Annotated in this window: 1 protein-coding gene; it reads right to left on the bottom strand. The window is 68.0% G+C overall.

What is annotated here, in order from left to right; genetic code table 11:
- Window positions 1-2,583 (bottom strand): preprotein translocase subunit SecA (gene secA, locus SACHA_RS21130; protein WP_019808920.1); only part of this gene is annotated, 2,583 nt, incomplete at its 3' end.
- Between the last annotated feature and the right edge of the window lie 139 nt (window positions 2,584-2,722).

The raw sequence follows: 2,722 nt of genomic DNA, 5'->3' as shown, positions 1-2,722 counted from the left end.
CTGCGCCGGTGCCGGCGCGGCGGCGGGCGCAGCCTGTGCGGTCCCCTGCTCGTCCCCGGCGTCCTGCGTCGCGCGGCCCTGCTGCTGCGCGGTCTGCTCGACCTGGAGGTTGAACAGGTAACCGACCGCTTCCTCCTTCAACGAGTCCAACATCGCGTTGAACATGTCGAAGCCCTCGCGCTGGTACTCCACGAGCGGATCCGCCTGCGCCATCGCGCGCAGACCGATGCCCTCCTTGAGGTAGTCCATCTCGTAGAGGTGCTCGCGCCACTTGCGGTCGAGCACCGACAGCACCACCCGGCGTTCGAGCTCGCGCATGGCGCCCTCGCCCGCCGCCTCCTCGATCTCCGCCTCACGCCGGGCGTAGGCGGCGGTGGCGTCGTCGAGCAGGATCTCGCGGAGCCGGTCCGCGTCGATGTCCTCGTCCTCCTCGACGATCTCCTCCCAGGTCACCCCCACCGGGTACAGGGTCCGCAGCGCGGTCCACAGCTTCTCGTGGTCCCAGTCCTCGGCGTACCCCTCGGCCGTCTCCGCCCGGACGTAGGCGCCGATGACGTCGCCGAGCATGTGCTCGACCTGTTCCCGCAGGTCCTCACCCTCCAGGACCCGGCGGCGCTCGGTGTAGATGACCTTGCGCTGCTGGTTCAGCACCTCGTCGTACTTGAGGACGTTCTTGCGGATCTCCATGTTCTGCTGCTCGACCTGGGTCTGTGCGCTCTTGATGGCGCGGGAGACCATCTTGTGCTCGATCGGCACCTCGTCGGGCAGCTTCATGGTGGTCATGACCCGCTCGACCATCGCGGCGTTGAACCGGCGCATCAGGTCGTCGCCCAGGGAGAGATAGAAACGGGACTCGCCCGGGTCACCCTGACGACCCGACCGACCCCGCAGCTGGTTGTCGATCCGCCGGGACTCGTGTCGCTCGGTGCCGAGCACGTACAGGCCCCCCGCCGCACGGACCTCCTCGGCCTCGGACCCGGACTCCGCCGTGACCTCCTCCAGCACCTTCGGCCAGGCGGCCTCGTACTCCTCCGAGTGCTCGACCGGGTCGAGGCCGCGTTCCCGCAGCACCTCGTCGGCGATGATGTCCGGGTTCCCGCCGAGCACGATGTCGGTCCCGCGACCCGCCATGTTGGTGGCCACCGTGACCGCGCCCTTCCGGCCGGCCTTGGCGATGATCAACGCCTCGCGGTGGTGCTGCTTGGCGTTGAGCACCTCGTGCGGCACGTTACGCTTGACCAGCGCCTTCGACAGGAACTCCGACTTCTCCACGCTGGTCGTGCCGACCAGGACCGGCTGGCCCTTCTCGTGGCGCTCGGCGATGTCGTCGGCCACGGCCTCGAACTTCGCCGGCTCGCTCTTGTAGATGAGGTCGGCCTCATCGGCGCGGATCATCGGCTTGTTGGTGGGGATCTGCACCACACCGAGCTTGTACGTCTGGTGGAACTCGGCCGCCTCCGTCTCGGCGGTACCGGTCATCCCCGCGAGCTTGTCGTAGAGGCGGAAGTAGTTCTGCAGCGTGATCGTGGCCAGCGTCTGGTTCTCGGCCTTGATCTCGACGCCTTCCTTGGCCTCGATCGCCTGGTGCATCCCCTCGTTGAACCGGCGCCCGGCCAGGACCCGGCCGGTGAACTCGTCGACGATGAGCACGTCGCCGCTGCGGACGATGTACTCCTTGTCCTTGTTGTAGAGCTCCTTGGCCTTCAGGGCGTTGTTCAGGAAACTGATCAACGGGGTGTTGGCCGACTCGTAGAGGTTGTCGATGCCGAGCTGGTCCTCGACGAACTCCACGCCGCTCTCCGTGACGCCCACGGCCCGCTTGCGCTCGTCCACCTCGTAGTGGACATCCTTCTTCATCAACGGGGCCATGCGCGCGAACTCGGTGTACCAGCGCGACGACTGGTCCGCGGGACCGGAGATGATCAGCGGAGTCCTGGCCTCGTCGATGAGGATGGAGTCGACCTCGTCGACGATGGCGTAGTAGTGCCCGCGCTGCACACAGTCGTCCAGGCTCCACGCCATGTTGTCACGGAGGTAGTCGAACCCGAACTCGTTGTTCGTGCCGTAGGTGATGTCGGCCCGGTAGGCCTCCCGACGTGCGGCGGACTGCATGTCCGCGCGGATCACCCCGACCTCGAGCCCGAGGAACCGGTGGACACGGCCCATCCACTCGGAGTCCCGCTGGGCGAGGTAGTCGTTGGTGGTGACGATGTGCACGCCCCGGCCCGCGAGCGCGTTGAGGTAGACCGGCAGCACACTGGTCAGCGTCTTGCCCTCGCCGGTCTTCATCTCCGCGGCCTGACCGAGGTGGAGTGCGGCACCGCCCATGAGCTGGACGTCGAAGTGCCGCTGGCCGAGCACCCGCTGCGCCGCCTCGCGGACCACCGCGAACGCCTCCGGGAGAAGCTCGTCCAGCGACTCGCCGTCGGAGTGGCGCGCGCGGAACTCGTCGGTCTTCGCCTGCAGGTCGGCGTCCGAGAGGTCCTTGACGTCGTCTTCGAGGGAGTTGATCTGAGCGGCGATGCGGTGCAACCGCTTCACCGTCTTGCCCTCGCCCGCGCGGAGCAGGCGGTTCAGAAGCATCGGGTCGACCTCACTTGCGGTGTCGTGTGGGCGTCGCGGCACACCCGTGCAGGGGCGCGGGCAGCAACCCCCATCGTAGGGAACACGCAGCCCCGCGTGCACGCGGCGGCCCGCACGCTCACCGGCGTGCGGGCCGCCG

This window comes from Saccharomonospora halophila 8 (assembly GCF_000383775.1).
Taxonomy (GTDB): Bacteria; Actinomycetota; Actinomycetes; order Mycobacteriales; family Pseudonocardiaceae; genus Saccharomonospora; species Saccharomonospora halophila.
This window is presented reverse-complemented; position numbering and strand designations above follow the sequence as displayed.